The organism is Nocardia sp. NPDC052112 (genome assembly GCF_040680135.1).
Taxonomy (GTDB): Bacteria; Actinomycetota; Actinomycetes; order Mycobacteriales; family Mycobacteriaceae; genus Nocardia.
The window spans coordinates 1-24454 of sequence record NZ_JBFAWD010000050.1; the positions used below are offsets into that span (position 1 = coordinate 1).

15 protein-coding genes, 1 tRNA gene and 3 pseudogenes are annotated in these 24454 nt (G+C 66.0%); 12 read left to right on the plus strand and 7 right to left on the minus strand.

The window, feature by feature from the left end; all coding sequences use genetic code 11:
• Nucleotides 1-388 precede the first annotated feature (388 nt).
• Both AB0L58_RS42105 and AB0L58_RS42110 read left to right on the plus strand, forming a co-directional pair.
• Nucleotides 389-1408, plus strand: a complete 1020-nt coding sequence (locus AB0L58_RS42105; RefSeq protein ID WP_364397099.1) for an ArsA-related P-loop ATPase — start codon at nt 389-391, stop codon at nt 1406-1408.
• Complete coding sequence (locus tag AB0L58_RS42110) at nt 1405-2544, plus strand: ArsA family ATPase (RefSeq protein WP_364397064.1); 1140 nt, start codon at nt 1405-1407, stop codon at nt 2542-2544. The genes AB0L58_RS42105 and AB0L58_RS42110 overlap by 4 nt, the downstream gene beginning before the upstream one ends.
• Before the next feature lie 113 nt (nt 2545-2657).
• On the opposite strand, the gene AB0L58_RS42115 is transcribed toward AB0L58_RS42110, so the two are convergent.
• Nucleotides 2658-2981, minus strand: coding sequence for a WhiB family transcriptional regulator (locus AB0L58_RS42115; protein WP_040686051.1), 324 nt, complete (start codon nt 2979-2981; stop codon nt 2658-2660).
• A 368-nt stretch (nt 2982-3349) separates the two neighbouring features.
• On the opposite strand from AB0L58_RS42115, the gene AB0L58_RS42120 reads away from it, so the two are divergent.
• Complete coding sequence (locus tag AB0L58_RS42120) at nt 3350-5722, plus strand: penicillin-binding protein (RefSeq protein ID WP_364397066.1); 2373 nt, start codon at nt 3350-3352, stop codon at nt 5720-5722.
• Nucleotides 5723-5801: 79 nt separating this feature from the next.
• Here the strand turns inward: AB0L58_RS42120 and AB0L58_RS42125 are convergent, their stop codons facing one another.
• On the minus strand, nt 5802-6266 hold the full coding sequence (locus tag AB0L58_RS42125) for a GatB/YqeY domain-containing protein (RefSeq protein WP_364397069.1): 465 nt from the start codon (nt 6264-6266) through the stop codon (nt 5802-5804).
• Nucleotides 6267-6470: 204 nt separating this feature from the next.
• Between AB0L58_RS42125 and AB0L58_RS42130 the strand changes: the two genes are divergently transcribed.
• The 7 genes from AB0L58_RS42130 (at nt 6471) to AB0L58_RS42160 (ending at nt 16812) form a co-directional block, all read left to right on the plus strand.
• On the plus strand, nt 6471-7433 hold the full coding sequence (locus tag AB0L58_RS42130; RefSeq protein WP_364397072.1) for a metallophosphoesterase: 963 nt from the start codon (nt 6471-6473) through the stop codon (nt 7431-7433).
• A gap of 64 nt (nt 7434-7497) precedes the next feature.
• Nucleotides 7498-8700: a hypothetical protein gene (locus tag AB0L58_RS42135; protein WP_364397074.1), complete on the plus strand. Its 1203-nt coding sequence runs from the start codon at nt 7498-7500 to the stop codon at nt 8698-8700.
• Nucleotides 8701-8760: 60 nt separating this feature from the next.
• Nucleotides 8761-8834 (plus strand) — tRNA-Pro (locus AB0L58_RS42140).
• A 524-nt stretch (nt 8835-9358) separates the two neighbouring features.
• Nucleotides 9359-10066: a GntR family transcriptional regulator gene (locus tag AB0L58_RS42145; RefSeq protein ID WP_364397077.1), complete on the plus strand. Its 708-nt coding sequence runs from the start codon at nt 9359-9361 to the stop codon at nt 10064-10066.
• Nucleotides 10067-10077: 11 nt separating this feature from the next.
• Nucleotides 10078-13746 carry an urea carboxylase gene (gene uca / locus AB0L58_RS42150; RefSeq protein WP_364397080.1) on the plus strand — a complete coding sequence of 1223 codons (3669 nt, stop codon included), beginning with the start codon at nt 10078-10080 and terminating at the stop codon, nt 13744-13746.
• The gene (gene atzF / locus AB0L58_RS42155) at nt 13743-15476 is read left to right on the plus strand and encodes an allophanate hydrolase (protein ID WP_364397083.1); all 1734 of its coding nucleotides are present in this window, start codon (nt 13743-13745) and stop codon (nt 15474-15476) included. Before uca ends, atzF begins: the two co-directional genes overlap by 4 nt.
• Nucleotides 15477-15573: 97 nt before the next feature.
• Complete coding sequence (locus AB0L58_RS42160; protein WP_364397086.1) at nt 15574-16812, plus strand: FAD-dependent monooxygenase; 1239 nt, start codon at nt 15574-15576, stop codon at nt 16810-16812.
• A 621-nt stretch (nt 16813-17433) separates the two neighbouring features.
• Here AB0L58_RS42160 and AB0L58_RS42165 read toward each other — a convergent pair.
• The 5 genes and pseudogenes from AB0L58_RS42165 to AB0L58_RS42185 all read right to left on the minus strand — a co-directional run.
• Nucleotides 17434-18894 (minus strand): catalase, encoded by a 1461-nt coding sequence (locus AB0L58_RS42165; RefSeq protein ID WP_364397088.1) that lies wholly within the window; start codon nt 18892-18894, stop codon nt 17434-17436.
• A 23-nt stretch (nt 18895-18917) separates the two neighbouring features.
• Nucleotides 18918-19355 (minus strand): Fur family transcriptional regulator, encoded by a 438-nt coding sequence (locus AB0L58_RS42170; protein WP_364397091.1) that lies wholly within the window; start codon nt 19353-19355, stop codon nt 18918-18920.
• 32 nt (nt 19356-19387) lie between these two features.
• Nucleotides 19388-19663 (minus strand): hypothetical protein, encoded by a 276-nt coding sequence (locus AB0L58_RS42175; RefSeq protein WP_364397094.1) that lies wholly within the window; start codon nt 19661-19663, stop codon nt 19388-19390.
• A gap of 12 nt (nt 19664-19675) precedes the next feature.
• Nucleotides 19676-20653: pseudogene (locus AB0L58_RS42180) on the minus strand (ATP-binding protein); the annotation flags it as partial.
• Nucleotides 20654-21376: 723 nt separating this feature from the next.
• A pseudogene (locus tag AB0L58_RS42185) lies at nt 21377-21571 on the minus strand (tetratricopeptide repeat protein); the annotation flags it as partial.
• 895 nt (nt 21572-22466) lie between these two features.
• On the opposite strand from AB0L58_RS42185, the gene AB0L58_RS42190 reads away from it, so the two are divergent.
• Together AB0L58_RS42190 and AB0L58_RS42195 are read left to right on the plus strand one after the other, a co-directional pair.
• The gene (locus AB0L58_RS42190) at nt 22467-23711 is read left to right on the plus strand and encodes an APC family permease (protein WP_364397097.1); all 1245 of its coding nucleotides are present in this window, start codon (nt 22467-22469) and stop codon (nt 23709-23711) included.
• A gap of 543 nt (nt 23712-24254) precedes the next feature.
• Nucleotides 24255-24454: pseudogene (locus AB0L58_RS42195) on the plus strand (hydrolase); the annotation flags it as partial.

Below are 24454 nucleotides of genomic sequence, written 5' to 3' on the forward strand. Positions count from 1 at the left end.
CCCCCTTGTGTCTCGCGTCCGAGCCGTCGAGACTCGCGCCTGCGGCGCATGCGCTTCGACGACTCGGACGCGAGACGGGCCGCGAACGTCGCTCGAAAGACTCGCTCCGTGGTAGTCCCGGATGGTGGGACGTTCGGTACACGCGCCAGACGGGTGAGCTCGCGCCTGCGGCGCACGCGCTTCGACGACTCGGACGCGAGACGGGCCGCGAACTCCTCGCTCGTAAGCTCGCTCCCGTGGCGGTCGATAGAGCGGGTATCTCGCCTTGCGGCAAACTCTGCTTGGACTGTCTCAGGCAGATTCCCTGAAAAATGAGGCACTGACCATATCGCTGGGGCGCGTTCCCATAACGGGTTATAGGCTCGCGATCGTGGGAGTACCAACAGCAGTGCCTATTTCGGCGGAGCCGGGGCCGGAAACGGGTTGGCCGGAGCGCGCGGATAAGGCCCGCCTGCACTATGTCTCCGGCAAAGGGGGAACCGGCAAGTCGACGGTCGCCGCAGCGCTGGCACTCGCGCTGGCCGCGGGCGGTCGGCGGGTGCTGTTGGTCGAGGTGGAAAGCAGACAGTCCATTGCCCAGCTGTTCGATCTGCCGCCGCTGCCGCCCACCGAGACCAGGATCGCCACCGCGGACGGTGGCGGTGAGGTGGTCGCGCTCGCACTCGATATCGAGCACGCCTTCCTCGAATACCTCGATATGTTCTACAACTTGGGCTTCGCCGGGCGGGCGATGCGCCGGGTCGGCGCCATCGAATTCGTCACCACGATCGCACCGGGTCTGCGCGATGTCATCCTGACCGGCAAGATCAAGGAATGCGCGGTCCGGGTGGATAAGCTCGGCAAACCCGTATTCGACGAAATCGTTGTCGACGCACCGCCGACCGGACGGATCGCCAGCTTCCTCGATGTCACCCAGGCCATGGTCGAGGTGGCCAAGGGCGGACCGATCGCCTCCCAAGCCGAGGGTGTCTCGAATCTGCTGCATTCCGATCAGACGATGATCCACCTGGTCACGCTGCTCGAGGCGCTACCGGTGCAGGAAACCGCCGACGCGATCGCCGAACTCACCGCCAACGACCTGCGGATCGGCACCGTCATCGTGAACCGGGCGACCAAGGGCCAGCTCCCCGCCGACGTACGCAATAAGGCCGCGCAGGGCGATATCGACCACGACGCCATTCGCGCCGGACTCACCGCAGCTGGAATTTCCCTGTCGGACCAGGACTTCCAGGGCTTGATCACCGAAACCTTCGAGCATTCGGCCACTTTGCGGGCACAGGACGAAAGCGCCGCCGAACTCGCGAAAGTGGATGTATCGCGGATGTATCTGCCCGCGCTCGCCGATGGCATGGATCTCGGTGGCATCTATGAACTTGCCGAATATCTGAGCAAGCAGGGGGTTCGATGAGTAATCCGAATGTGGCCACGCCACTGGATATTTCGAGCATTATCGCCGATCGCAGCGCGCGAGTGGTGGTCTGCTGCGGGTCGGGCGGCGTCGGTAAGACGACCACCGCGGCGGCAATCGGATTGCGCGCGGCCGAGCAGGGTCGCAAGGTCGTGGTGCTCACCATCGACCCGGCACGTCGGCTGGCCCAGTCACTCGGTGTCGCCGATCTGGACAACACCCCGCAGCGGGTCGCGCTCGGTCCGGAGGCCAAGGGCGAATTGCACGCGATGATGCTCAATATGCGGCGCACCTTCGACGATATGGTGCTAGAGCACACCAGTCCGGAGAAGGCGGAGCAGATTTTCGCCAACCCCTTCTATCAGACGGTCGCCTCCTCCTTCGGCGGTACGCAGGAGTACATGGCGATGGAGAAGCTCGGTCAGCTGGCCGGGCACAAGGAGTGGGACCTGATCGTGGTCGACACTCCTCCGTCCCGAAATGCCCTCGATTTCCTCGATGCGCCGAAGCGGCTCGGGAACTTCTTGAACGGCAGGATGATCCGGGTCATCATGGCTCCCGGTCGCGGTGTCACCCGGTTGGTGACCGGTGCGATGAGCCTGGCAGTGCGCGGTGTATCGACGATTGTCGGTGGCCAGATGCTCAAGGACGCATCGAATTTCCTGCAGTCGCTGGAATCGCTGTTCGGGGGGTTCCAGGATCGCGCGGACCGCACCTACGCGATGTTGTCCAAGCCGGGCACACACTTTCTCGTGGTCGCGGCCGCCGAGCCGGATGCTTTACGCGAGGCGTCCTTCTTCGTCGACCGCCTCTCGACCGAACGCATGCCGCTGGCCGGACTGATCTTGAACCGTACCCATCCGGTGCTCAGCGCACTATCCGCCGATCACGCGCTCACCGCCGCCGATCAGCTGGCCGAATCCGATCCGCTGACCGCCGCGGTGCTGCGCATCCACGCTCAGCGGGTCGCCACCGCGAAGCGCGAACAGCATCTGCTGCACCGGTTCACCGGTGCGCACCCGCGGGTGCCGATCGCGTCGGTGACCGCGCTGCCCTTCGAGGTTTCCGATCTGGAGGCGCTACGTGCCGTCGCTGCGCAACTCACCGATGCGCACCCGGTCGAGGTGACCGCCTGACGCGTGATCGGCCGCGAAATCGACTGTGCCACCGTGTCATTCTGATGTCGGTTTGATATAGACCCGTTAACGAAACCGAGCCCGCAATCGCGGGCTCGGTTTCAGTTCCAGGTTCAGATTGCGATCTGATGTTGACGCTGGGCTTGGAAAAAGTCCGCCCAGGACGTCACCTCCGGGTGCTGCTTGAGCAGCGCACGACGCTGCCGTTCGGTCATTCCGCCCCACACGCCGAACTCGACTCGATTGTCGAGCGCATCGGCCCCACACTGCATCAGCACCGGGCAGTGCCTGCAGATCGTCGCCGCCTTGCGCTGAGCCGCGCCGCGGACGAACAGTTGATCAGGGTCTACTTCCTTGCATCGGGCCTGGGCTACCCAGGCGATCCTCGCTTCGGCCTGCTCTACGTCCAATCGAGCGATGGGGGTTGTCATGTGCATTTGGTGTGCCCCTTTGCAGTCCGAACACCGGGTCAACGGCGCTCCAGAATCGCGTGCCAGTGTCGCAGCAACCCAAACCCCGCTGCGAACTGCACCACATTCCACTTTGAGTGTTAGCTCTATCACACTGGGTTCTCAATCTAGGTAAAGGTATGGCCTCTGCGCAAGACCGTCCCGAGACTTTTTGGTACGTCCGTCCCTGCAAGCGTGATCCAGAACCGGGCGGTCGACCCGACCCACGGCCCGCCCCTCCGCGACACGCCGGAATCCAGCGTGCGACACGCCCAATCGGTCACCCGAACCCCAGGATCCGCGCTACTCACAAACACACCCGAGAGCCCCGGATCGGCACCCCGTAGTCTGGGCTCGTGCCGATCACACATACGCTCGCGAGGCTGGCCGGCAGCTGCGCGCTGGCCTCGGTGCTCGTCGCCGGGTTGCTGTTCCCTCTCGCAGGCGGTTTCGGGTTCGTGTCCAACCGCGCCGCCGACGCCGTCGACAACGTGTCCGCGGAATTGGTCGAGGGCACCGTCCCTCTCGTCTCGACCATGCTCGACGCGAATGGAACACCGATCGCCTGGCTCTACGAGCAGCGCCGCCAGGAAGTCCCCAGCGACCAGATCGCCAACAATATGAAGTTGGCGATCGTCTCCATCGAGGACCGTCGCTTCGGCGTGCACGAGGGTGTGGACTGGCAGGGCACGCTTCGCGCATTCCTCACCAATACGTCCAGCGGTGAAGTGCAGCAGGGTGCGTCCACCCTCGATCAGCAGTATGTGAAGAACTTCCAGCTGCTGGTCGTCGCGAAGACCGACGCCGAGCGCCGGGCCGCCATCGAGACCACCCCCGCGCGCAAGCTGCGCGAAATCCGGATGGCACTCACCCTGGACCGGGAGTTGACCAAGGACGAGATCCTCACCAGGTATCTGAATCTCGTCCCGTTCGGCAACTCCTCCTACGGCATCCAGGATGCGGCGCAGACCTATTTCGGCATCGACGCGATCCATCTGAATGTGCCACAGTCGGCGATGCTGGCCGGGATGGTGCAGTCCAGCTCGAAGCTGAATCCCTACACCAATCCCGAGGGCGTGCTGCAACGTCGCAATACCGTGCTGGACACCATGATCCAGAACATCCCCAGCCGGGCCGAGGAATTCCGCAAGGCCAAGTCCGAACCGCTCGGCGTGCTTCCCGAGCCGAAGGGGCTGCCGCGCGGCTGCATCGCCGCCAACGATCGCGGGTTCTTCTGCGACTACGCGATGCAGTATCTGGCCAATGCCGGTATCAGCCGTGAGCAGATCAATACCGGTGGCTACACGATCAAGACCACGCTCGATCCGGCTCTGCAGGATTCGGTGAAACGTTCGGTCACCGAGGCCGCGAACCCGAACCTCGACGACATCGCGCAGGTGATGTCGGTGGTCGGCCCCGGCCAGGATTCGCATCCGGTACTCGCCATGGCCAGTAGCCGCACCTACGGCCTGAACCGCGAGGCCAACGAAACGGTGCAGCCACAGCCGTATTCGATGGTCGGTGACGGCGCGGGCTCGATCTTCAAGCTCTTCACCACGGCCGCGGCCATGGAAAAGGGCCTCGGCACCAACGCCCAACTCGACGTGCCCGGGCGGTTCGAGGCGAAGGGCATGGGTAACGGTGGTGCGCGCGGCTGCCCGCCCGCCACCTATTGCGTGCAGAACGCGGGTAACTACAAGTCGCCGATGTCGGTGACCGAGGCGCTGGCCACCTCGCCGAATACCGCGTTTGTCAAGCTGATCCAGGCCGTCGGGGTTACCCCGACCGTCGATATGGCGGTACGCCTCGGCATGCGCTCCTATACCGAGGCGGGCAGCTCGGGCCACGGCAACCAGAGCCTGGCGGACATGATCAAGGACCAGAACCTCGGCTCGTTCACCCTCGGCCCGGTCGCGATCAACCCGCTCGAGTTGTCGAATGTGGCCGCCACCCTGGGTTCCGGCGGCAAGTGGTGCCCGCCGTCGCCGATCAAGGAAGTGCTCGACCGCAACAACAAGCCGGTACCGCTCACGCAGCAGGCCTGTGAACAGGTCGTCGATCCCGGACTGGCGAACACGCTGGCCAATGCGATGAGTCAGGACGACATCAGCGGTACCGCGGCAGGTGCGGCGCGGGCGACCGGCTGGAACCAGCCGCTGTCGGCCAAGACGGGAACCACCGAGAGCCACCGCTCCTCGGCGTTCCTCGGCTTCACCAACTCGCTGGCGGCCGCGGCCTATGTCTACGGTGACAGCCCGACGCCCGGTGAGATCTGCTCGTTCCCGCTGCGCGGCTGTGGCGACGGCAATCTCTTCGGCGGTAATGAACCCGCTCGCACCTGGTTCAATGCGATCAAACCGGTGCTCGGGAACTTCCCGCCGCCCGGACTGCCACCGCTGGACGACAAGTATGTGCGCGGATCCAATCAGGCTCAGGTGCCCGATGTCGCGGGCATGACTCAAGGTCAGGCAACCGCCGCGCTGGTGGCCGCTGGCTTCCAGGTCTCGCCGGTGAATGGCACCGGTGCGCCGCCGAAGGGGACGGTGATGGGGACCGCGCCGAATGGTTCGGCGATCCCCGGATCGGTGATCACGATATATATCAGCGATGGGACGGAACGCGCGCCAGCACCGGCACCCGGACCGGCGCCAGCGCCAGGTCTTCCGATTCCGGGTATTCCCGGCATTCCGGGACTGCCGAGTATTCCGGGATTCCCAGCACCTCGATAACGCAGCACCTCGATAAGGTCTCGACAATACGAAAGCCGCCGACCCGGATCCAGGATCGGCGGCTTTCGGCTATCGGTGGCTACAGGCGCGACTTCACGGCAGCCGAGAGCCGAGAGCCGTCGGCTTTACCGGCGGCGATCGCGGTGGCGGCCTTCATGACCTGGCCCATCTGGCGCATGCCCGGCCGCTCGCCGAGTTCCTGGGCGATCTGCGCGATCGCGGTATCCGCGACATCGGCGACCTCGGCGTCGGTCAGCTGTGTCGGCAAATATTCATCGATGATCCGCGCCTCGGCATGTTCGTTGGCGGCCAGTTCACCACGCCCGGCCTGGGCGTAGACCTCCGCCGACTCACTGCGCTTTTTCGCCTCTTTCTGCAGTACCGCGATGACCTCGGCGTCGGAGAGCTCACGTGCCTGCGAGCCCGCGACCTCCGCGGTCTGGATGGCGGCGAGCAGCATCCTGAGGGTGGCGAGGCGCAGCGTGTCCTTTGCTTTCATCGCGGCGGTCATATCCGCACGCAGCTGCGATTTGAGTTCCGACATGTGCCACACGGTAGCCCTTTCCCCGTTCCCGGCCCACTACATTTGGCACTCGACCGGAATTCCACACATGCTCGCCGCAGCGACTGCTCGCAGGTCGCTCGAAGGGGCAGCAGCGGCTGCTCGCAGGTCGCTCGAAACAGCCGGCCGACTGCTTGTGCGGAAACACACTCAGCGTTCCGCACCCGGGTCACCTATGCTGGGCAAATGCCCGTAATCTCGACCTCCGCCATCCGACGAACCGCGTTGGGAGCCGCCGGGGCCGCGGTGGCCGGTATCGGCTACGCCTCGCTGATCGAACGAAATGCCTTCGTACTGCGCGAGGCCACGATGCCCGTCCTACAGCCGGGCTCGTCGTCACTTCGGGTGCTGCACATCAGCGATCTGCACATGATGCCTGGTCAAAAGCTCAAGCAGCAGTGGCTGCGGGAGCTGGATCGGCTGGAGCCGGATCTGGTCGTCAATACCGGTGACAATCTTTCGCACCAGAAGTCGGTGCCGGCGGTGGTCCAGGCCCTCGGCGGATTGCTTTCCCGCCCAGGCCTTTTCGTTTTCGGCAGTAATGACTACTTCGCGCCGGTGCCGAAGAATCCGGCGAAATACTTCAAGAAGGATCACCGCCGCGTGTACGGCGCGCCGCTGCCGTGGAAGGACCTGCGCGCGGCCTTCACCGAGCGCGGCTGGCTCGATCTGACCCATGTACGCCGTGACGTCGAGGTCGCTGGCATTCGCATCGCGAGCGCGGGCGTCGACGATCCTCATCTGCAGCGCGACCGGTACGACACCGTCGCGGGTGCGCCCAATCCGCTCGCCGTGCTGAGCATCGGCCTGACCCACTCGCCCGAACCCCGGGTGCTGGACCGTTTCGCCCAGGACGGCTACGACCTGGTCATGGCGGGTCATACGCACGGCGGCCAGCTGTGCCTGCCCGGATACGGTGCGCTGGTCACCAACTGCGGTATCGATCGTTCGCGGGTGAAGGGCTCGTCCAAGTGGGGTGCGCACACCCAACTGCACGTTTCCGCGGGTCTCGGCACCTCGCCCTGGGCGCCGTACCGCTTCTGCTGCCGCCCCGAGGCGACGCTGCTGACCCTGGTCGCCGCACCGCCGAAGCGTCCCCATGCCGATAGCGGCCAGGGCGTTTCACCCTCGGAAGCCATCGCACGCTGAGTTCCGCTAAGGTCCTTTGCCGAGACTGACGTCAGGCAGGGGATAGTGTGAGCGAGCGTAGCGAGTGAACCAGCAACAGTCTTACGGCGCAGGGCAATTCGGTCCTGCGCTCGGACAGCCCGAATCCGGGCAACCCGATCCCGCCAAGTCGGAAGCCGACGCGTCGCAAAGCACATTCGGCGCGCCGGTCCAGCTCGATCCGGCCGCGCTGTCGCCGTTCGGCCCCGAACCGACGGCAACACCGTGGAACGGCGGTGCCGCATCTGCGCTGCCGATGCCATGGCAGCCCCAGCAGCAAACGGCAAGTGCGCCTGGGCAATTCGATCCGACACTGCAGTGGACGCCGCAGCCGCAGCAACTCGTTTCGTCTTGGCAAGCCGGCTCGACGACGCAATTCCAGCCCGGCGCAACACCATCCGGGCCGCACGGCGGGATGCAAACGCCCAACGGTTCCAATGCGCTCTTCGGTGACCGATTCGCATCGGATTTGGCCGCCGCGTCGAGCGTGAACCGGCCGAGCCGCGGGCGTCGCACCGCATGGATTGCCGCCGCGGTCGCCGCGCTCGTGGTCGCAGGCGGCGCGACGGCGGCCATCGTCACGACCGACCACGGATCGGATGACACCGCGGCGCAGGATCCGGTTCCATCGATGGTGAGCGCACTCACCCCGACGGGTTCGCACACCTCGACCCGGCCGAGCACCACCCAGGATGTCCCCGCCAATCATGAGGCCCCGGTCGTACCCGGCTACCAGGTTGTGGTTGCCTCGGACCTCGGGGCCGCCTATGACGTACCCGCGGACTGGATCGTCGCGCCCGACGGCAAGGTCGGCGGCTTCGGGGAACCGCCCAATGCCGTCACCGGTAAGGGGCTGGCCACCGAGGGGAAGAGTTACTGCCCCGGCTCGACCCGTACCGTAGCCTTCCTGACCGGCTCCAAGGACACCGATTCGGCCACCGCCGCAATCGAACTCGGCACCCGGACCGCCAAGATCGCGTATACCAATTCACCGGGCGGCACAGCCGGGGCCGCGGAGCCGCTGCGCTCACTCGACGGCTCCCAGCAGGGCATGTTCGTGGAGACCAAGGGCACCGCGACCAACGTCAATCCGGGCTGCGCGACGGAGTACTCGGTCTATACCTTCGCCACCCCCACCGATAGCGGCAATTTCGTCATGGTGATCGCGGCCGACACCGGTGTCCCCAATGCCGTAGACGCGGTAACCGCCAAGCGCATCTTCACCAGCATTCGACCCCATGAAGGGTGATTGACCTGCTGGTTTAACGTCTGGACGTGAGCTGTTGTAAGCTACTGCAGGTTCGCTTCACGGGGTGTGGCGCAGCTTGGTAGCGCGCTTCGTTCGGGACGAAGAGGTCGCAGGTTCAAATCCTGTCACCCCGACTCGTGGTTGAGACGAATGGTTCCGCCCCCGGCCCGCACAGGCCGGGGGCGGAGCTGTTTGCGCTGGTTGGCCCGACGGTCCGGGGTGGGCCACCACACCGCATAGGCAATGACCGCTAGTAGCCCGCAGACCAGGGCGAGCAAGCAAACGATCACGAACGCATCCATCCATACCTCCCGAGACTTCTCGTAGGTGCACCCGGCATCGCGACGGATCGGCACCGACCGGCGACGCGTTGGGCGGTCGGCGGATCGCTCGACAAACTCCGCTACCGCGTGCCCGGCTGTCCTCAGCCTGGCGCGGACCTGTTTCCTGCGGTGGTGCGGCGACGTTGCCAAGTGTTGCTGTCTGCTCCCCCACACTGTGCACCGCCGGTGCGAAATTCCGGAAGGCGGCACGCCGGAGGGATGCGCGACGGTTCCGATATGTCCGCGGTCGTCCCATATGGGCGGTGAGCAGACTCTTACCGCTTGCTAACGTGCGGTCATCTCGACGAAACGCGAGGTCCATAGCGTATACACGCATGTCGACACGGGTGGCCACACTGGCGGACGCGGCGGGACGACCGTTGCGGGACGTTGTCTATACGACCTTGCGCGGCGAGTTGATGAACGGTGATATCCGGTTCGGCGAACGCCTGACCGAGCCCAAGCTGTCGACTCGGTTCGGAATCTCGCGGACGCCGGTCCGAGAAGCACTGACCATGCTGTGCTCGGACGGGCTTTTACTGCGGGAGGAGTACGGCTTCACTCCGGTGCGGCCGAGCATCCCCTTGATCCGGGACCTGTACGAGCTGCGAATCACCTTGGAGCTCGGTGGAATTCAGCGCGCCATCGACAATCCCGCGGTCGTGCATGATCATGCGCTGCTGACCGCCGAGCGCGCGGCCTGGCTGGCGCTGCGGGCGGATCCGCCCGAGCAGGAGCCCGGTTTCGTGGTGCGGGACGAGGAGTTCCACGTCACGCTGCTGACGGCGGCGGGCAATGCCGAGCTGGTGCGCTCGCTGAAGGCGGTGAATTCGCGGATCCGGCATGTGCGGATGTACGACTTCATGGTCAACAATCGGATCGAGACCACCATCGCCGAGCATCTGGGAATTCTGGATGCGGTTCTGGCACAAGATCTTCCGCTGGCATATCGGCTGCTGCACACCCATATCGGCGAATCGCTCGATGTCGTTCTCGATCGGGTCACGCGGGCCATCGCCGCGATGTCCTTGGCAACTGAATAGGGAGTCTTCCGGTGACATTGGGGTTCGATACGGTTCTGATCGCCAATCGCGGCGAAATCGCCTGCCGGATCATACGGACGGCACGTGAGCTCGGTCTGAAGACCGTCGCGGTGTATTCCGACGCCGATGTGGGTGCGGCCCATGTCGAAATCGCGGACGTTGCCGTGCATTTGGGAGGGAGTTCAGCGGCCGAATCGTATCTGCGCGGGGACCGGGTGATCGAGGCGGCGCTGTCGGCGGGTGCGGGCGCTATTCATCCCGGATACGGTTTCCTCTCGGAGAATGCGGATTTCGCTACGGCGGTGACCGATGCCGGGATCGCGTTCGTCGGGCCGACGCCGGAGCAATTGCGCATCTTCGGCGATAAGCACACCGCCCGGGAAGCGGCCAAAGCCGTTGGGGTACCGCTCATTCCGGGTACCGGACTGCTCGAATCGGCCGAGCACGCGGTGGCCGAGGCCGATCGCATCGGTTATCCGGTAATGCTCAAGGCGGTCGGTGGCGGCGGCGGTATCGGCATGCAGGCCTGCGGTGACGCCGATGAGCTGCGGTCGGCATATCTGCGCGTGCAGCGTTTGGCCGCGACGAATTTCTCCTCGACCGGGGTCTTCCTGGAGCGGTTCGTGGCGCGGGCCAGGCATATCGAGGTGCAATTGTTCGGTGACGGTCACGGACGGGTGGTGAGTCTCGGCACCAGGGATTGTTCGCTGCAGCGGCGCAATCAGAAGGTCATCGAGGAGGCGCCCGCACCGGGACTCGCGCCGGAACTGTCGGAGCAGTTGCTCGCGGCGTCGCGGGAGCTGGCCAGGTCGGTCGGATACCGATCGGCGGGCACCGTGGAATTCGTTTACGACGTCGAGCGCGGTGCGGCCTCGTTCCTGGAGATGAATACCCGGCTGCAGGTCGAGCATCCGGTGACCGAGGCGGTGACCGGTGTCGATCTGGTCGCATGGATGCTGCGGCTGGCGGGCGGAGACAGCTCGATGGTCGACGAACTGCCCGAGACCGGACCGGCGATCAGCGGATCGGCCGTGGAGGCACGGGTCTACGCCGAGGATCCGGGACATGATTACCGGCCGAGTGCCGGGCTGATCACCGCGGCGACCTTTCCGATGGATACGGGAATTCGGATCGATACCTGGGTCGCGACGGGCACCGAGGTAAGTCCGTATTATGACCCGCTGCTCGCCAAGGTGATCGCGGCGGGGACCACCCGCGACGCCGCCTTCGCGGAATTGCGCGATGCGCTGGCGGCGACCAGGATTTACGGGGTTCAGACGAATCTGCCCCAGTTGCGGGCCGCGAGCGCCGATCCCGTGGTGCTCGGCGCGGAGCACGTCACGACCACACTGGCCGATATCCGGCCCGCCAGCCATCGCATCGATGTGTTGCGCGCTGGGACGATGACCACGATCCAGGATCATCCGGGTCGAATCGGCTTGTGGCAGGTCGGAATTCCGCCGTCGGGTCCGATGGACGATCTGTCGTTCACCCTGGCCAATACCGCCCTCGGCAACCCCGCAGGTGTGCCCGCACTGGAATGCACACTCCAGGGGCCACGGCTGCGTTTCGCCGATGACACCATGGTGTGCGTGACGGGTGCGCGGACGCCAGTCACGGTGGATGGACAGCCGGTCCCGATGTGGCAGCCGGTCACCGTTCCGGCCGGGTCGGTGCTCGATATCGGCGCACCGTCGGATGCCGGATTGCGTACCTACCTGGCAGTGCGCGGCGGCATCGATGCACCGCTCTATCACGGCAGCGCCGCCACCTTCACCCTCGGTGGTTTCGGTGGCAGCACCGGCAAGGCCGTTGTCGCGGGTGATGTCCTGGGTGTCGTCAGGAATCGGCCCGAACTCACTGAGCCACACGAGGTTCCGCTCGACGAGCGGCCCGGGTTCACACATGTCTGGCAACTGGCCGTCAACATCGGACCGCAGACCGCACCGGCCTATTTCATCGATGCGGATATGGACCAATTCTATTCGCACCCTTGGAAGGTCGGGAGTCACGCGAATCGCACCGGCATCCGTCTGGAGGGTCCCAAGCCGACCTGGTCGCGCACCGACGGTGGCGATGCGGGATTGCATCCGTCGAATCTGCACGACAACCCCTACAGCATCGGAACATTGAACGTCTCCGGTGATACCCCGATCCTGCTCGGCCCGGACGGTCCGAGCCTCGGCGGCTTCGCCTGCCCGCTCACCGTGATCTCGGCGCATCGCTGGAAACTCGGCCAGTTGCGTCCCGGCGATACCGTCCGCTTCGTGCCCGTCGACGATGACCGGGCCACCGCACTGCGTCGTTCGAATGTCGCCCGAGCCAAGGCCGAGATACCAGAGGTCCCAATGGATCTCGCCGCGCCGCTGCGCCTGCGCTCCGGTTGCCGCGAGTCGGCCGGACTGGATGATCGCGGCATTCTCGGTACTGTCGCGGCGGGCACGGATCGCCCGCACGTCGCCTATCTGCGCGGCGGCGACGACAATATCCTGGTCGAATACGGCGAGATGGTGCTGGATCTCGGCCTGCGTATGCGGGTGCACGCACTCGCCGAGGCACTCGCGGACACGGGCCTGCCGGGCATCATCGATGTGACGCCGGGCGTGCGTTCACTGCATATCCATTTCGATCCCGAAGTGCTGCCGCAGTATCGGCTGCTCGGTGTGCTGACCGATCTCGAGTCCGAACTGCCCGCAACCAATGATCTAGTGGTGCCGAGTCGCACCATTCGATTGCCACTGTCGTTCGACGATCCCTCGATCGCCGAGGCCATCGATCGCTACCGCAGCGGGGTCCGCGATACCGCGCCGTGGCTGCCCTCGAATACCGAATTCATCCGCCGCATCAATGGACTCGACAGCGTCGAGGATGTGCGGGCCGCGGTCTTCGACGCCGAATACCTGGTGCTTGGCCTGGGTGACGTCTATCTCGGTGCGCCGCTCGCGGTTCCGCTCGATCCGCGACACCGGTTGGTCACCACCAAGTACAACCCGGCGCGCACCTGGACCCCATCGGATGCGGTCGGTATCGGTGGCAAGTACCTCTGCGTATACGGCATGGCATCACCGGGCGGCTATCAGCTGATCGGCCGGACGGTGCCGATCTGGTCCAGCTACCGGCAATCCCCGCCGTTCGAGGCGGGCACCCCGTGGCTGTTCCGATTCTTCGACCGCATCATCTGGGAGCCGGTGACGCCCGAGCAGCTGCTCGAACAACGCGCGGCCGCCGCGGCGGGCCGGTTCGACGCCGAGGTCAGTGATGGCAGCTTCGCCCTCGCCGACTATCTGCGGCTGCTCACCGAAAATGCCGAATCCATAGCGCAATTCGAGTCCGAGCAGGCCATTGCCTTCGAAGCGGAGAAGCGGGCATGGCGCGCCGGAGGGGAATTCGAGCAGAGCTCGAGCGTGGCGAGCGTGCCGGAACCAATGACCGATCCGCTGGATGGATTACCACCGGACGCGACGGTGGTCACCGCACCGATGATCGGCAATGTCTGGCGGGTGGAGATCGAGGTGGGCCAGCGGCTCGGCGCGGGCGACCCGGTGGCCATCCTGGAGGCGATGAAACTCGAACTACCGGTGCACAGCCCGGGCACCGGCACGGTACTGAAGGTGCTGGCCACCCCCGGCGCCAAGGTGGAACCGGGAACCCCACTAGCAGTGATCGGAGCCGCCGAATGACCTCAGGCGTCCTAGGCAATACCGAAGTCCATGGCACACCGACCGCACGGGTGGCCGCCGCGTATCGGCGGGTTGCCGAGGTCGACCGGCCGGAGGTGTGGATCACACTGCGTGCCGAGGCCGATGTCGCCGCCGACGCCACGGCCGTCGAACAACGGCTCGCCGCGGGTGAATCCTTGCCGCTGGCCGGGGTATTGGTCGCGGTCAAGGACAATATCGATGTCGCGGGACTGTCGACGACGGCGGCCTGTCCGGAATTCGCCTACACCGCCGAGAGCACCGCGGCGGCGATCGAACGCCTGGTCGCGGCGGGGGCACTGGTCCTCGGCAAAACCAATCTGGACCAGTTCGCCACCGGGCTCGTCGGTACCCGCAGCCCGTATGGCGCGGTTCGCAACGCGCATGATCCGGAGTTGATCTCCGGAGGTTCCAGTTCCGGTTCGGCGGTCGCCGTGGCCCTGGGTATCGCGGATATCGGAATCGGCACCGACACTGCGGGTTCCGGACGCGTCCCGGCCGCACTGCACGGAATCGTCGGCATCAAGGCCACTTTGGGGATCATCCCGGCGCACGGTGTGGTCCCGGCGTGTGCGGACTTCGACGCCGTGACGGTCTTCGCCACCGACCTCGACCGCGCGGTCGCGGCGGCCGCGGTCATGGCCGGACCGGAGCCGCGGGATCCGCGCAGCCGATTCTGGCCCGCGGATGTGCCGCTCGCCGCACCGCAGAACATCCGGCTCGCGGTCCCGCGCGCCGCGGATCTCGTCGCGCTCAGCGCACCGTACCGAGATGCGTTCGCCCGCACCGTATCCGCGGTGGTGCGCGCCGGGATCATGATCGAAGAGATCGATATCTCGGGGATGCTCGATGCCGCACTCCTGCTCTACGACGGCGCGATCGTGGCGGAACGCTATGCGGCCGTCGGCACATTCCTCGATACCGCACCGGCGAGCGCTGATCCCACCGTGACGGCCATCATCAATGCCGCGGCAGCCACGACCGGCCCCGGATTCGCGGCGGATCTGGACACGCTGGCGAAGTCCAAGGCAGCGGCGGCGGTGACCTTGCAAGGTTTCGCTGGACTGCTGTTGCCGACGACCACGGAGCATCCGAGTATCGCTGCGGTACAAGCGGATCCGTTCGGCATCAATCGTCGAATGGGCACATACACGAACTTCTGCAATCTCTTGGATATGGCGGCCGTGGCCGTCCCCGGCCTACCCACCGCGACCGGTGCGCCGTTCGGGGTGATGGTCGTGACCCCCGCCTTCGCCGATCAGATCGCCATCGATATCGCCGCACGCATCATCGGCGCGGACAACGCCCCGACACTCGTCGAGGAGGGTGTCGAACTGGCCGTCTTCGGCGCGCACCTGCGCGGTCAGCCGTTGCACTGGCAACTCGAGGAGATCGGCGCGCGGTTCACCGGCGAGATCCGCACCACCGACGCCTACCGCCTGACCGCACTCGACACCACACCCCCGAAACCGGGACTGGTGCGCCACGGCCCTGGACTCGGTGCGCCGATTGTCGGCGAGCTGTTCCGGGTATCGGCGGCGGGACTCGGCCGCTTCCTCGCCGCGCTGCCCGCACCGATGGCGCTGACCAGTATCGAACTATCCGACGGACGTGCGGTTATCGGCTTCGCCTGTACCTACGACTCCGCGGGTGCCGCCACAGATATCACCTCGTACGGGGGGTGGAAGGCCTATCTGCAGAACCAGAACTGACCGCTGACTCAAACGTCTTATACATTTGTGCTAGACAAACGTGCAACGCGTCTGTTAGACATATGTGCAAGACATTCGAGCCAGTGAGGAACAGATCATGAGCAACACCAACCCCGCCGCCATCAGCCCGCGGGTCCTCGTCTGCGGCGGCGGCATCGGCGGCAATGCCGTTGCCCTGCAACTGCTCCGGGCCGGGATCCGGGCCACCGTGGTCGAGCGGGCAGCCACGCCCCGCCCCGGCGGTCAGGCCGTGGATCTGCGCGGTCCGAGCGTCGAGGTGGCGGAGCGAATGGGGCTGATGCCCGGCATCCGCAAGTCCCAGTTGGACGAGCGCGGCATGGTTTTCGTAGACAGCGAGGGTAAGGAACTGCTGCGCCTGGCCGCGGAGGTCTTCGAGGGCAAGGGCGCGGTCGCCGAGATCGAGATCACCCGCGGCGACCTGAACCAGGTACTGCTCGATCTGCTCGACGAGGCGGGTGGCGTGGACTACCGCTACGGCGAATGGGTTACCGAGATCAGCCAGGACGGCACGGGCGCGGATGTCACCTTCGCCTCCGGCGGCACCGAGCGGTTCGACATCGTGATCGGCGCGGACGGACTGCATTCCTCGACCCGGCGCCTGGTCTTCGGCCCGGAAGAGGATTTCTCCACCTACCTCGGCGGCTATATGTCCTTCTTCACGCTGCCGACACCCGAGTACGCGCAGCCGCACTGGATCGCGATGAACTCGCTGGTCGGCGCGACCGGTGTGGGCCTGCGTCCCGATTTCGACCCGACCACCTGCAAAGCGCTGGTAGTCATCCGCGATGCCGCGAATCCGGCGCTGCGTCGGGATGTCGCGGCCCAGCAGCAGCTCATCCGCGAGCGGCTGGCCGACGGCGGCACGATCGCGAGCACCGTGAGCGAGGCCATGGCCACCGCCGAGGACTTCTACTTCGACGAACTGGCCCGCATCGATGTCCCGAACTGGTCCAAGGGCCGCGTGGTGCTGCTCGGCGACGCGGGCTACTGCGGTTCGCCGCTCACCGGGCAGGGCACCGCTATGGCCCTGGTCGGCGCCTACGCCTTGGCCGGTGAAATCGTCACGCACGCAACCGATCCCGAAAAGGCGCTGGCCCGCTATGAAGAGGTGCTGCGGCCGTTCGTCACCACCGCGCAGGAACTGCCACCCGGTGGCCTGCGGTCGATGACGCCGGAATCCCGGTTCGGCATCCGCGCGGGCCTGTTCGTGAGCAAGCTGATGACCACCAAGATCATGAAGCCGCTCATGATGAAGATGCTCACCAAGACCGAGAGCTACGAATTGCCCGACTACTCGATCCAGACGGTCGCCTGACCGCTCGCGGCCCGGCCGGGCCGGTCACCCCTCGTGAACCGGCCCGGCCACATACATCTTTGGATGGGATCGCCGGCGCGCACCGAATGGTTACCTTCGGCAGCGGCGACTACGTGCGCCGGTCAGCTCCGGGAAGAGCCATCCGAAGTGGTTGCCACCGATAAAGCGCCAGCCGGGCCGGTCACCCCTCGTGGACCGGTCCGGCTGGCGCTACCCCCGTGACGCGACCTGTTACCCCTCGTGAACAGGTCGAGCCCGGTTCCCCACCCCGGTGGTGGCTTGTGTTGCGGTGTTGACACAAACAATGCCGGTGCGGGCTTGTTGGGCACTTAAGAAGACCTTGCAGGGACAAAACCGCAGGCAGCCGCACTATTTGCGGAAGTTCCTCCGGAGTTTGCGGCGCGTTGGCACGAATCGGCGGATGATAGAGGATGAGGGCGCGAAGGAGAATGGAGCGGCGATGGAAACCGTGATTGTCTGGGTGCTGGCCACCCTGCTCTATTGGTGGGGTCTGCTGTAGTCGGCGAGGTCTGGGGCCCGTGGAATCCAGCCCCCAAATAACGAAAAGCTCCGCCTCCGACCGAAATGGTCAGGGGCGGAGCTGTTTTCGGGGCCGAGCGGTCAGCCGTCCAGTCCGGCGCGGACACTTTCCTCGACGCGCTTGCCGAGTTCGGCGTCCACGTTCTGCCAGTACTCGAAGACGCGGGACAGCACCGGCTCGCGCACGCCGCCGAGCACATGGCCGACGATATTGTCCACCAGGCGATCTCGCTGCTCGTCGTCGAAGACCTCACGGACCAGGGTGCCCGCCTGGGTGAAGTCGCCGTCCTCGGCGTGCTCGAGATAGCCCGCGCGTTCGAAGGTCGGGTCGAACTCCCAGCTACCGCCATCGGGTGCCCGGTCCGGGTCCGCATGCGGGCCGCCGAACGAATTCGGTGCGTAGACAGGCACATTCGCGTCGTTGTAGTCGTAGCGCATCGCCCCCTCCTTGGCATAGGAGTTGACCTCCGCGGCCCGCGCGCGATTCGGCGGCAGTAGCGCGTAGTTGGTGCCGATGCGGTAGCGGTGCGCGTCCGTGTAGGCGAATACCCGGCCGAGCAACATCTTGTCGGGCGAAAAGCCGATACCGGGAACGACATTCGAGGGTTCGAAGGCCGCCTGCTCGATATCGACGAAATAGTTGCCAGGATTGCGGTTCAGGGTCCATTTGCCGACCTCGATCAGCGGGTAGTCCCGATGCGACCACACCTTGGTCAGGTCGAACGGGTTGAAGCGGTACCCCTCAGCCTCGGCGACCGGCATGACCTGCACATACACCGTCCAGCTCGGGAACTCACCGCGTTCGATCGCCTCGTGCAGGTCGCGGCGGTGGTAGTCGGCGTCGGCACCGGCGAGGCGATCGGCCTCGGCCTGGGTCAGGTAGTCGATGCCCTGATCGGTCTTGAAGTGGTATTTCACCCAGAAGCGCTCGCCCGCGACATTGATCCACTGATAGGTGTGCGAACCGTAGCCGTTCATGTGCCGGTAGGTCTTCGGGATGCCGCGGTCGCCCATCAGCCAGGTCACCTGGTGGGCGGTCTCCGGACGCAGGGTCCAGAAGTCCCACTGCATAGTGTGATCGCGCAGTCCGCTGCCGGGCAGGCGCTTCTGCGAACGGATGAAGTCGGGGAACTCGAGCGGGTCCTTGATGAAGAAGATCGGGGTGTTGTTGCCGACGAGGTCGTAGTTGCCGTCCTCGGTGTAGAACTTCACCGCGAATCCGCGCGGGTCGCGCCAAGTATCCGGACTGCCCTGTTCGCCCGCGACGGTGGAGAACCGGGCCAACGATTCGGTGCGCGCGCCGGGCTGGAAGAGCTTGGCCTTGGTGTAGCGACTCACGTCATTGGTCACCACCAGCTCGCCGTACCCGCCCGCACCCTTGGCGTGCACGATCCGCTCCGGCACCCGCTCCCGGTTGAATTGGGCGAGCTTTTCGATGAGGTAGTGGTCGTGCAGCAGGATCGGGCCCTGCGTGCCCGCGGTGAGCGATTCGCTATCGCTCGGTACCGGCGTCCCGGTGTTGGTGGTTGTCGGCTTGGTCATCGGCAGCCTCCTTCGCTGAATGGCTACGTCCCGGGGCGGGATGTACGGCAGGTCGGGCACAGACCCCAGAAGACGACCTCGGCCTCGTCGACGACGAACCCGTGCGCGTCCTCGGGTTCGAGACAGGGGGCTGCACCAACGACACAGTCGATGTCGACGACCGTGTCGCAGCTTCGGCACACCAGGTGGTGGTGGTTGTCCCCGGCCCTGGTCTCGTACAGCGCGGACGAACCGGCCGGTTCGATGCGCCGCAGGATTCCGGCGTTTACGCAGGCCCGGAGCACGTCATAGACGGCCTGCGTGGATACCGAGCCCAGGGTTTCGCGGACGGTGGCGGCCACTCGATCGGCATCCGAATGCGGTCGAGCCGCGACCGCAGCCAGCACTGCGATCCGCGGAGCGGTAATCCGCAGACCGGCCGCGCGCAACTGCTCGCGTGGATCGGTGACGTTGATGTGCATACATCCGATGTTTACGCCTTTTCTGGAATTAGTCAAGAAAAGGCTGGCGGCAGGTTGCCACGGTGGTTACGGCGGGCGGCCGGCCCGAACGCGCCCCAGCCCGCCAATGACCTGCGGCTGCGCCACGGGTAGTGCGGGTCGACGGCGCGGATTCGCCGGTGGTCATGGCGGGCGGCGGGCCCACGCATATCGATCCGGCCCCGGCCACCGATGACATCCGCCCACGACAGCCACCGATTGTCCGCGACACCTTGGTCTGCAGCCTGCGCCCGGCGGCGTGCGATGGCATCGGCCGAGTCGCGAGGCACGCCGACTCGTTGTCAGGAGCGGAACTTCTTGGCCCGCATGTACTTGGCGAGTTCGTCGTAGGTGCCGTCGCTATTGGCGAATTCGATTACGTTGCGTGCGGATTCGAACCAGGGGCCTGTGCTGGGCTTGATCCGGCTCAGCGCGACCTCGATATCGGGCATCCCGATCGGGCGCACGGTGCCGGTGCTGATCGAATCCGCCATCGCCAATTGTGTTGCGGAGGTGCAGATATGAGCCAGATCGGCACCCGAGAAGCCGTCGGTGCGGCGCACAATGGCCGGGAGATCGATGCCCGCGACGGGACGATCCTTCAGGTGGTAGTGCAGGATCGCCCGGCGCGCTTCCGGATCCGGCAATCCGACCAGGATCATGCGGTCGAACCGGCCAGGGCGGCGCAGGGCGACATCGAGATCCCACGGGTGATTGGTGGCGCCAAGGATGTAGACGCCGTCATTGCTCTTGGTGGCCGAATCCATTTCGTTGAGCAGCTGATTCACCACATTGCGCATCCAGGCCGAACCCGACATCTGACTGCGCTTGTGCCCGAGAGCATCTACCTCGTCGAGGAACAGCACACAGGGCGCATTGCGGCGGGCCATTTCGAAGACCTCGTGCATGTTGCGCTCACCGGCACCGTGATAGATATCGAGGATGTCGGCGATTTCGATCGGATAGAAATTCGCGCCGAGCTCACCGGCGACTGCCGACGCGATGAAGGTCTTACCGCAGCCGGGCGGCCCGTACAGCAGCAGTCCACCGCGCGCGGAAGTGCCGAAAGCCTTGGCGAATCCGGGATTACGAATCGGCCCGAGCAGCGTGAGTTCGAGCTGACGCTTCACATCCTGCATGCCACCGACATCGGCCAACTTGACCGTGGGCCTTTCGAACACCCCGACATCGGAGTCGGTAACGAATTCGCGCGAACCCTCATTGACGAACGCGGGCGCAATTATGTCGCCGAGCTGCTCTTCCGCAGCCGCCCAATCATATTGCGGTGATTCGTCTTTCGCATCATCCGGCGTCGGCTCGCGTGGTGTGGGTTCGCTTGAAGGCTGACCCGGCGTCGGTTGACCAGACGCCGGTCCGCCGGACGGCGACTGACCAGACGCCGGCTGACCGGACACCGGCACGCTCGGCGTCGACTGCCCCGGCGTGAGCTGACCCGGTACCGACTGCCCCGGCGTGAGCTGATCCGGTGTGAGCTTGCCCAGCGCGGGCTGGCTGGGCGTGGGTCGGCCGAGCGTCGACTCGCCCGGCGTGGGCTGCCCCGGCGTGAGCTGCCCCGGCATCGGCTGCCCCGGCATCGGCTGCCCCGGCATCGGCTGACCGGGCGTGGCCTGGCCGGGCGCCGGCTGCCCCTGTGTCGACTCGCCCGGCGTGAGCTGCCCCGGCATCGGCTGACCGGGCGTGGCCTGGCCGGGCGCCGGCTGCCCCTGTGTCGACTCGCCCGGCGTGAGCTGGCCCGGCATCGGCTGACCGGGCGTGGCCTGGCCGGGCGCCGGCTGCCCCTGTGTGGGCGCGCTCGGCGTGGGCTGGCCCGACATCGGCTGGCCCGGCGTGAGCTGCCCCGACATCGGCTGGCCCGGCGTGGGCTGGCCCGGCGTGGGCTGGCCCGGCATCGGCTGACCGGGCGTGAGCTGCCCCGACATCGATGCGCTCGACGGTAGTTGGCTCGGTGCGGCAGGGGGCGCGGCACCACCGGCGAGCGCAATCGTGCACTGTTGCAACAACTCCAGGACACGGGCGTGTCCCGGCTCTTGGGCGAGCGCAGTCGCACACTGGGCCAGTGCTTCGGCGTAGCGCGCACGGTCGACCAGCAGCTCGATCACTCGCACCCGCAGCGCAAGTACCTCCGGACTGCGCTCGAGCGCGGCCAGCATTTCGGTCAGTACCAGATCATCGGACACGCCGACCCCCCTCTTCAGCTGGTGAGCTCGTTGATTCTAGATCGCGGTAAGCAGGTCGGTACCCGCCCGAACCGCCACCCACGGGTAGCCGACAACAATGCCGGGACATCATGCGACGCGGCACCGACAATGCATCGAAACCCCTTGCCCGGCAGTGTTCATGCCGACCTCGGCACACCCGCGTGTGCGGCGTATCCATACGACATGTGCCCAGTCAGGGGAACAATGGGGCTGAGGAGGGCCGATGACAGCAGCACTCATGGCGGCGGCCGCCGGCGTAATGGGCGTTCGTAATCGGACGCTGATTCGGGTCCGCTGCGCCCACTCAGCAATGCGTGAGCAAGAGCACTGCGCCGGTCCGCACGGGCCACCGAGACTGCCGATTCGGTACCAACACAGTCGCAGGTCCGAGCGTGCGGAGTCGGACCGGTATCGCGAGCGCTCGACATTGTCCGGCTCCACGGTCGGCATGCCTGCCGGCTGCTGGCGGGCGGCGTCCGGTGAGCCAGGTGTCGGGGCTGCCGGTGGCTGAATTCGACGGGTTCGGTCATGGCTCCCCTTGTCGGGCTGGCTGCGCTCGGTGCCGCTGAACAATTGCCAACTGGCCCGACCAGGGGATTTGGGTTGTGTGCGTCACATTCGGCGTTGTGGAATAGATCCGGAAGCCGGACGGTTGACCATCTCTGTCGGCGTCCGGACAGCCCCGGGCCTCACCCCATTTGTCGCTACGAGCGACCACCCGCCGAGAGGCGCTTGTGGGACGTCGGCACTCGAGTCGTGACGTTGGCGTGGCGTCCGGCGGCTTTGCGCCGCCAGGTTTACCGACCTGGCGGCGTTTTGCGTTTCCGGGGCGGCTCGACTCGTGGTCCACGGTGGCGTGGTCGATGATGCAGCCATGGCAACGCACGGCGACGCCCTGAGACGCCGGCTCGGACTCGGGGACTCGGTGATCATCGGGCTCGGCTCGATGGTCGGCGCTGGCATCTTCGCGGCGCTCGCACCCGCAGCGGCAGCGGCGGGCAGTTGGCTGCTGCTCGCGTTGGCGGTCGCAGCGCTGCTCGCGTACTGCAATGCGATGTCTTCGGCGCGGTTGGCGGCGCGGTACCCGGTGTCGGGCGGCACCTACGTATACGGACGCGAGCGCCTGGGTGCGTTCTGGGGATATCTCGCCGGGTGGGGGTTCGTCGCGGGCAAGACCGCGTCGTGTGCGGCAATGGCGCTGACGGTCGGCGGTTACGCGTGGCCGGAATATTCGCGGGTCGTCGCGGTCGCGGCAGTGGTCGCGATCACCGGGATCAACTACGCGGGGGTGCAGAAGTCGGCGCTGGCCACCCGGATCGTAGTGGCGGCGGTGCTGGCCGTGCTCGCGGTGGTCGTCGGGGTGGGATTGTTCGGAAACCATTCCGCGGCGACAGCTCTGCCGGACCGGATCGGGCCGCGTGGGGTATTGGAGGCAGCGGGATTGCTGTTCTTCGCCTTCGCGGGATACGCCCGCATCGCCACCCTCGGCGAGGAGGTGCGCGATCCCCGCCGCACGATTCCGCGGGCCATCATGATCGCGCTCGGGCTCGCGCTCACGGTGTATGCGCTGGTGGCGGTGGCAGCGCTGGCAGTGCTCGGGTCCGCGGGTCTCGCGCATGCGATCGCCCCGCTGGCCAGGGTCATTTCGCTGGCCGGAATACCTGGCTTGGCACCGGCGGTCCGGGTCGGCGCGGTGCTCGCGGCGGCCGGAACGCTGCTCGCACTGATACTCGGGGTTTCGCGCACGGTGCTCGCGATGGCACGCGACAGATATCTGCCGGGAGCGCTGGCCGCGGTGCATCCGCGCTTCGGCGTCCCGCATCGGGCGGAATCGGCGGTCGGCGCGGTGGTGGCGATAGTGGCCGGAACCTTCGATCTGCGTGCGGCCATCGGCTTTTCGTCATTCACCGTGCTCGTGTACTACCTGATCGCCAATGCTTCGGCGGCGACACTGACTGAGGCAGAGGATCGTCCGGCACGCTGGGTGCCGCTCGTCGGCGCGGCCGGATGTGTGGTCGTCGGGTTTTCGCTCCCGATCGGCTCCGTACTGGCCGGGCTGGCGGTCCTGGCCATTGGCGGCTGCTGGTACGCCGCACGTGGTTGGTCCACACACGACTGAAGGGCCGTGTGTCGAGGAGTCGGTTCCTGGCGCCGAAACCGGCGGTCGGCGCGGTGGTGGCCGGGACCCTCGATCCGACAGCGGATATCGGCTTTCGTCATTCACGGTGCTCGTGTACTACCTGATGGCCACGGTTTCGGCTGCGACATTGAGCTGAGGCAGAGGACGCGCTGGGTCCCGCTCGTCGGCGCGGCCGGATGTGTGGTCGTCGGGTTGTTATTGCCCACGGCATCGGTGCTGACCGGACTCACGATCCTCGCCCCGGGCGGTGGATGGCTCGCAATACGAACACGCCACTGATGTCCTCGATCGACGCCGCCCGATGTGGTCGCCGGATTGCCGATGCCCCCAGCGTCGGCACTGACCGGACTCGCAATCCTCGCCTCGGGAAGAGAGTGCTTCGCAATACGAGGACGCCGGTGCTGTCCGCCAAGATGAATCGTGGCATGTTCGACGTCTAGTGGCACGCCCGGTTTGCATTCGGCTGAACCGTATTCAGCCTGTTGCCCGCTCTGGCGCGGTTAGGCGCGATAGCCTCGAGCTATGGGGCGCATCTACAGATTCCTGGCCGGAACCGCGGCGGTATCGCTGGTTGTAGGGAGCGTTTTCGCCGGGGGTGCCCAGGCCGCTCCCGCCGAGCAGCTGTCGTGTGCGGTGTCATCCGGGCGCGAGCCGGAACGGGCGGCGCCGGAACAGGTTGGACTCGATTCGGGGCTGCTCGCGGACGCGGTGGCGTTCGCGAG